Source organism: Thermodesulfobacteriota bacterium, from assembly GCA_036482575.1.
Lineage (GTDB): Bacteria > Desulfobacterota > GWC2-55-46 > GWC2-55-46 > JAUVFY01 > JAZGJJ01.
On record JAZGJJ010000056.1, the window covers coordinates 1 to 7,412 of the forward strand.

The 7,412-nt window shown below is 57.9% G+C and carries 6 protein-coding genes; all 6 read right to left on the reverse strand.

Annotation, left to right across the window (positions count from 1 at the left end):
- The coding region (locus tag V3W31_02585; GenBank protein ID MEE9613825.1) for a 4-hydroxythreonine-4-phosphate dehydrogenase PdxA at positions 1 to 688 on the reverse strand (688 nt) is incomplete at its 3' end.
- Between the two features lie 193 nt (positions 689 to 881).
- Positions 882 to 1,385: a transposase gene (locus tag V3W31_02590; GenBank protein ID MEE9613826.1), complete on the reverse strand. Its 504-nt coding sequence runs from the start codon at positions 1,383 to 1,385 to the stop codon at positions 882 to 884.
- A gap of 64 nt (positions 1,386 to 1,449) precedes the next feature.
- Positions 1,450 to 1,869 (reverse strand): hypothetical protein, encoded by a 420-nt coding sequence (locus V3W31_02595; GenBank protein ID MEE9613827.1) that lies wholly within the window; start codon positions 1,867 to 1,869, stop codon positions 1,450 to 1,452.
- Between the two features lie 66 nt (positions 1,870 to 1,935).
- On the reverse strand, positions 1,936 to 2,943 hold the full coding sequence (locus V3W31_02600; GenBank protein MEE9613828.1) for a peptidylprolyl isomerase: 1,008 nt from the start codon (positions 2,941 to 2,943) through the stop codon (positions 1,936 to 1,938).
- Positions 2,886 to 3,833, reverse strand: a complete 948-nt coding sequence (locus tag V3W31_02605) for a peptidyl-prolyl cis-trans isomerase (protein MEE9613829.1) — start codon at positions 3,831 to 3,833, stop codon at positions 2,886 to 2,888. The genes V3W31_02600 and V3W31_02605 overlap by 58 nt, the downstream gene beginning before the upstream one ends.
- A gap of 20 nt (positions 3,834 to 3,853) precedes the next feature.
- Complete coding sequence (gene mfd / locus V3W31_02610; protein MEE9613830.1) at positions 3,854 to 7,375, reverse strand: transcription-repair coupling factor; 3,522 nt, start codon at positions 7,373 to 7,375, stop codon at positions 3,854 to 3,856.
- Positions 7,376 to 7,412 lie beyond the last annotated feature (37 nt).

The window sequence follows — 7,412 nt, forward strand, 5'->3', positions numbered from 1 at the left end:
CTCCTTTTCGGGCGGCCCTGTAAAAGACCGTATCCGCCGGGAAAGGGCCCGTGGCGTTTATGCCCCTTACCCTCGCTCTCTTAATTGCCGGGGCGATTATCCTTCTCTCCTCGTCGCCGAAGAGCCCCCCCTCTCCGGCGTGCGGGTTGAGTCCGGCGACCGCGATGCGCGGCCTTTTGACGCCAAAATATTTTCTGAACGATTCGTCTGCGATGCAAAGCGTTTTGAGTATCCTTTTTCCGGTTATGAGGCGCGGCACCCGCCGGAGCGGCTCGTGGATGGTAACGAGTACGACCTTTAACTTGTCCCCGCCGAGCATCATGGCGAAATCTTTCGTGCCCGTGAGATGCGCGAGGAACTCGGTGTGGCCGGGGAACCTGAAACCCGCCTTGCCCGCGGCCTCCTTGCTTATGGGGGCGGTAACGACGGCGTCCACGTCGCCGCCCTTGGCCATGCAAACCGCCTCCTCTATATAGGAGAGCATGGCGCGGGACGAGGTGCGGGTCGGCCTTCCGGGTTTCAGTTTTTTAATGTCGAGGGTGGAGAGACTTGTAACCTCTGCCGGGAGAGGGTATTTGAGCTTGCGCGCGACACGGCGTAAAACGCCCTCGTCGCCGAGGACCACCGTCCGGGCCGCGCCCTTTACCCGGCGGCTCGCAAGTGCGCTCAAGACTATCTCGGGCCCCACTCCCGTGGGGTCCCCCATTGTGATCGCGACAGTAGGTTTCATAATAAGGACAGAGGGAGTTAGTTTTTTAGTGGACGGTGCTCACCCTACGGTACTCCATTTTGCAACAGTTGTAGATGCTCAGTAATTAGGTAACGCTTTTTGTCTGTAATCTTCTTTTGTGGGTTCAGGTTTGCAACCTGAACCCGTTGATTCATGCCGGCAAAGGGTTCACGGGCACCTCGCTCTCCGGATTTGCCGAAGACCATAGCCAGTACTCCGGCCTCTCAACATATCTTTTCCGCACCGGGTTATTGTGGACGTATTCAACCTTCTGTAAAAGAAACCTCTCGCTCTCGATAGCCTTCGGCATGTTTGTCCTCGCCCAGAACTCATACCTGCCCCCTTCAACCTCGAAGAGCTTCAGGACATCAGGCTCGATGGCAGCCATGTTACGCAACAGCTCCTTTGATGTATGCCTTTTGAAATCCCTCACGAAGCCGATGGTGTCACGGGAAGATACCACAAGGTGCACATGGTTCAACATGAATACATAGGCGTAAAGTTTCAGCCCCTTGTTCTCTTTGCAGTACCTTAAGGCATCTCCGAGCATATCGAAGCGGTTGTGCCTGTCGAAAATATAATACCAGTTCCGCACCGTGAACGTGAGGAAGTAGAAACCCGAAGCAGCGTCTCTGGGAATCCTTACCGAAGGCATCGGTCTTTTCCTGTAAATGTATATCAGGGTTCAGGTTGCAAACCTGAACCCGCTGAAGGTTTTTTCATTTGCTTATGTCCAAATATTTTTTGAACTTTTCTTTTGCAGGCTCAAATTGTTCCGTGAACCACTTTCTCTCTTTACGCATTTCTTTTACGACCTGCTCGTGATCGTAGCCTTCTGGCCTTTCTTGCGTGGAATCACGGTACTCTTGATTCCAGCGCCAAAGGTTTAAGCCACGCTTGCGGATTTCGTCGATGTACTCAGGAATCTCTGGCCCGAATAGAAAATCTGCTTCCGACACTGATGTGTAAAATTCTATAAGATCCTCTGTGCTTGCTTTTGCATCCCTTAATATGATGCTAAGAATCTTTCTGACTTCTTCATAGACATGAAGCCTTCTATCATATCTCTCCAGAGTTAGCTTTTGTCGGTTAGTTCTCCATTGTTGGTACGCAATGTAGGTAGCTATTATTGCAATCACTGGCGTGAGCAATGCCTATAAAATTTCAATTGCTACCATACAATCAATAGCTCACTAAAGGGTAGCCTAAAGCTTTACCTCTATATGCGCCAGCCTCCTCATCTCATCGAGCCAAATCTCATACCTGTCGTCCATAAACCTGTCATAGAGCGCGTTCCTGATTTTACGGTCCACCTCTTCGATCGACAGGGCTTCCCTCCCCTTTCGGTCCAGGAGTTGTACTATGGCGACGCCGGAGGACGTTCGCACCGGGGGGCTTATACCACCCGTCTCAAGTACCATCGCGGCATCTTCGATGGCGCCGTCGAGCTCTCCCGTATTTACATATCCAAGGTCCCCGCCCTCGGCCGCAGCCGTACCGTCGGAGTAGAGGCTGGCCACCCTGGAGAACTCCTCGCCGTTTTCGAGCTCTTCCTGCACGGTCTTAAGCCTCCTCTCGACTATCCCCATGTCGTCCCCGGAGAGGAGGATAAGCCTTATCCTGTAGGATGAGGCCCCGTAGAACTTCTCCCTGTTCTGGATATAGTATTCCTCTATATCCTCCTGCTTTACCTGTATCCTGGAACGGAACCGCCTGGAGATGAACTTTACCTGCCTTATCTGCTCGCGGAGCTGCTCCTTGTAGTCGTTATACGTAAGTCCGTTCTCGGCCAGGGCCAGCATGAGCTCGTCGCCGGAGATTTTGTTATCCCTTTTGACGTCCTCGACGGCGTTCTCTATTTCCCTATCGCTCACCTCTATGCCGACCATGTCAGCGGCCTGCTTCATGAGTTTCTTCTCTATGAGCTCGTCGAGGACCCTGCTCCTGGTCCCGACGAGGTCCTCTCCCTGCCTGGACCCTCCCCCCCTGAGTCCGCCGAGCTCTACCGCGGTAGCCGCCTCCAGCTCCGAGAACGTTATTACGCTGTCGTTCACGACGGCCACTATCCGGTCCACCAGTTCGGCGAATGCCGGAGAGGGGGCGAAAAGAAGCGCCAGGGCCATAAGCCACGGCGCGGCACGCGGGCCGCCGGTCCTTAAAGCAGGGCCTCGTTTATCTCTACCGTTGTGTTCTCTTTCAGCGATGTCAACCATTTGTCGAACTCCTTACCGGCCTCCTCCAGCCTGAGCCTTTCCATTATATCGTCCTTGACGTCCTTAAAACCAAGCTTGCGCCCCTTCTTTTTCTCCTCGACCTTGAATATGTGGTAGCCGTAGGGGGACTTGACCACCTTGCTTATCCTGCCCGGCTTGAGAGAGAAGACGGCCGCTTCGAACTCCTCGGGCATGTCCCCCTTGCCGAAGAACCCCAGGTCCCCGCCGTCCCTGGCCTCGGGGCTTACCGAGACCTCCTCGGCCAACCCCGCGAACTTCTCTTTCCTGAGCCTCTTTTTGACCTCCTTCGCGTCCTCCTCGGTATTTACCGTTATCATCCTAACGCGGACCTGCTCGGGGACTTCGTACTCGCTTATATTCTCATCGTAGTACGCCCTGGCCGTCTCCTCGGTTATCTCTATCTTCGTGCCTATCACGCTACTGACGACCTTCCTTATCAGCACCTTCCTCCGTATCTCTTCTTTCCACTTATCCATAGTGGAATACTTCGCGGCCACGGCCTTTTTGAACTCCTCCTCCCCGTACCCGTGCCTGACCATCATAACTTCCTGCGAGAACTCCTCCGCCGTCACCCCGGTCCCCAGCCTCTCGGCCTCCTGCAGGATGAGCTCCTCTTCGACCATCTGGTTGAGCACCCCGCGCTTCAGCTCCTTCAGGTCCTCCTCGCCGATATCCTCGGTGCCTTCCGGCAGGAGCCCCTTCATGTAGTCCCGGAACTCCACGGTGGTTACGGAGCGGCTTCCCACCGTGAGGACCACCTCCTCCTTCCGCTCCTGCTCGGGCCCGCGCTCGCAGCCGTAACCCGCAACGAGCGGCAACAGGAGTAACGCGTACGCCAGGGGGCGGACTATGTCCGTATTGAGCGCCATGGTATAAGTCTAAAATTTTATCACCTTTCCATAAGCTCTTGCAACAAGTTCCTCGCCTCCAGGAGGGGGGAGGCCCCGGCCGCCATGAGACGGACGAATCTCGAGTCCGGCGTGAGCCTGAACCTCCGGGGGTCGCTTCCGGCAAGGCCGAGGATGCGCTTAAACAGGGCTTCTTCGGGTTTCCCGTCGAAGCCCAGGTACAGCCGCGTACCCTTCTGCGAGAGCTCCCGCGCCCTGAAACCCCGTAAAGAGCTCTTGAGCCTGGAGACCTCGAGGAGGTTTTCGACAAAGACCGGTATCTCGCCGTAGCGGTCCAGGAGCTCTTCTCCCAGGCCGTCCACCTCCTCGACGGTTTTAACCGACGCGAGTCTTTTATAGCAGTTGAGCCTCTGCCTGGTGTCGGGTATGTACTCCTCGGGGATGTACTGTGAGACCTTCAGGTTTATCTCGGGCTGGATTTCATCCTCTATGGTCTCGCCCTTAAGCTCCCCCACGGCCTCCTCGAGGAGCCGGGTGTACATGTCGAACCCGACCTCGGCTATCTTTCCGGACTGGGCACGGCCGAGTATCTCTCCGGCGCCCCTTATCTCGAGGTCGTAGGCCGCGATCCTGAAACCGCTCCCGAGCTCCGAGAGCTCGCGTATGACCTCTATCCGCTTCTGCGCGTCCGGGGTGAGCGAGGCCTGGTCCGGACAGACGAGGTAGGCATACGCCCTGTGCTTGCTCCTGCCGACCCTGCCGCGGAGCTGGTACAGTTCCGCGAGCCCGAACCTGTCGGCCCTGTTTATTACTATGGTGTTCGCGGTAGGGATGTCGAGCCCGGACTCTATTATGGACGTGGAGAGCAGTATGTCGTAACGGCCCCCGACAAAGCCGAGCATCACCTTTTCGAGCGCACCCTCCTTCATCTGTCCGTGCGCCACGGCCACCCGCGCGCGCGGGACGAGGCGCCGCAGGAACTCCTCCATGGCGCCCATGCTCTGCACCCTGTTATGGACGAAGAATACCTGGCCGCCCCTCCTTATCTCCCTCTCCAGGGCCTCCTTTATAACGTCGTCGTCGAACCTTACCACCCTTGTGGCTATGGCGAGCCTGTCCTCGGGCGGTGTGTTTATTATGCTCAGATCCCTTATGTCCGCGAGCGACATGTGGAGCGTCCTCGGTATAGGGGTCGCGGTGAGCGTCAATACATCGACCGCCTTTTTCATGGTCTTCAGCCTCTCCTTGTGCTTGACGCCGAAGCGGTGCTCCTCGTCTATGACCACGAGACCCAGGTCCTTGAAGGCGACGTCCTTCTGGAGCAGCCTGTGCGTGCCGATGATTATGTCGACCCCGCCCGAGGCGAGCCTGTCGACCGTCTCCCGCTGCTCCTTTGCGGAGCGGAAGCGGCTCAGGACCTCCACCGAGACCGGGAAGGGGGCGAAGCGGTCCTTGAAGGTAAGGTAGTGCTGTTGGGCGAGCACGGTGGTGGGCACGACCACCGCGACCTGCCTGGAGTCGAGCACGGCCCTCATCGCCGCCCTCATGGCCACCTCGGTCTTGCCGTAGCCCACGTCTCCGCATATCAGCCTGTCCATGGGCTTTTCCAAACCCATGTCGCCCATAGTATCCTCTATGGCGCCAATCTGGTCCGGGGTCTCGTCGAACTCGAAGCCGGCCTCGAACTCGGTAAAGAGTTTTCCGGGGTTTGAGAAAGAAAACCCCTTTGCCGCCTCCCTTTCGGCATAGAGTTTCAATAGCTCCCCGGCTATCTTCTCGACCGCCTTCCTGACCCTGCCCTTCTTCTTCTCCCAGCCCACTCCCCCGAGCCTGTCGAGCTCGGGCATCCGCCCCTCGACGCCGTGGTACTTGGTCACGGCGTCCATCCTCAGGACCGGCAGGTAGAGCTTGTCCCCGCCCCTGTATTCGATAAGGAGGAAGTCGGTCTCCATCCCGTCGAGGGTAAGCCTCTTGAGGCTCCTGTAAAGGCCGATGCCGTGGAGGGTATGCACTATCGGGTCCCCCTCGGAGAGGTCCCTGAGCTGGTTGAGGAAGCTGTCGAGCTTCTTTGCCGGCGGCGCCTTCCTCCTGGCCCTCTCGCCGAAGATCTCCTCCTCGGTCACTATCGCGAGCGCCCGGGTCGGGAGCCTGAAGCCCGAGGAGAGCGTACCCACGGCCACCCTTACGAGCGGTCCTTTATCCCCCCCCTCCCCCCCCTCCCCCCCCGCCATTATGGAGGCGGCCGGGACGATATCGACGGAAAAATCCTCCAGGAGCTCCCTCATCCTCCGGGCCTGTCCGAGGTTGTGGGCGGTCAGGAAGACCCGCCAGCCGTGCTTAAGCCACCCGCCGACCCTTTCGGCCAGGGGGGATAATCTTTTCCTTAGCGAGATGTCCTGCCTTATATCCAGGTTGGACTCGGTTGCTATCTCCGCCCCCGCCCCCGCCGCCGCGCCGCCGCCGCTTCCTATGGCCATCTCCATACGCACGACCGGGAAACGACCGAGTGCGGAGTTGAACTCACTACGGCCCATGTAGATCTCTTCGGCAGCCGTGGGAAAGGACGTGCCGGGTTCATACATGCCGGATTCATCCATGCCAGGTTCATCCACAATAGATGAGGCCACAGCCCCGTCCACGCCCGCGGGGTCCACGAGCGCTACCACCGTCCCCGCGGGCAGGTAGTCGAATACCGTATCGAGCGAGTCGTAAAAAAGCGGCAAGAGCGCGTCCATGGGCCTCAACTCCGGAGAGCCGTCCCTCAGGCGGTTTGAGAGCGGTTCCCACCTCTCCCTTTTAACCCCCTCCTCCTCGGCCCTCTCTATAAGCCTGTCCCTTGCGAGGTATCTCCCCTCCTTTGACAGGTCGGCCTCGCCGGCCGGTATTATGACGGTCTCGGAGAGCTCCCTTTCGGAGCGCTGCGTGGAGAGGTCGAAGGTCCTTATCGATTCCACCTCGTCGCCGAAGAGCTCGATCCTCACCGGCCTGCTTCCCTCCGAATGGAATATGTCGATTATGTCTCCCCTGACACTCACCTCTCCCCTCTCCTCGACCATGGTCGAGCGGAGATAGCCCATATCCCTGAGGGCCGGGAGAAGCTCCTCCCTCGGGTACTCCTTGCCTTTCTCGACTTTGAGCTTCTTTTTCAAGAGCCGCGCGCGCGGCATGACGCGCCGGGTGAGGTTTTCCGCCGAGGTCACGGCGATAACCGGCCCGGCGTCCATCAAGAGGCCTGAGAGAAAGAAGACCCTCGCGGCGGCTATCTCCGGGTGCACCGGCTGGAGTTCGAAGGGGAGTGTTTCGGTGGAAGGGTGGAAGAGAACTTTTTTCCCTCCTCCGCCCAGAAAGAACTCGAGGTCTCTTGAGAACTTTTCCGCACTTCCCTGGTCGGGAAGTACCGCAAGGACGCTCTTGCCCGCACTACGGAAAGTTTCGGCCAGGAAAAACGCCTTTGATGAACCGATAAGGCCCGAGAGGACAAAGCTCTCCCCCGGACCCAGAGAGGACACCCCCCCGAGCGCCTTTTGAATGGAGTCTTTATCAACAGGCGGGGCTATGGACATTTAATTTTTTTATCATAACATATCCCGGCGAGCAGGG

Coding starts and splice junctions, on each gene's coding strand:
- V3W31_02590 (MEE9613826.1), bottom strand. CDS start 1,385: ATGCCTTCGGTAAGGATTCCCAGAGACGCTGCTTCGGGTTTCTACTTC.
- V3W31_02600 (MEE9613828.1), bottom strand. CDS start 2,943: ATGGTTGACATCGCTGAAAGAGAACACAACGGTAGAGATAAACGAGGC.
- V3W31_02605 (MEE9613829.1), bottom strand. CDS start 3,833: ATGGCGCTCAATACGGACATAGTCCGCCCCCTGGCGTACGCGTTACTC.
- mfd (MEE9613830.1), bottom strand. CDS start 7,375: ATGTCCATAGCCCCGCCTGTTGATAAAGACTCCATTCAAAAGGCGCTC.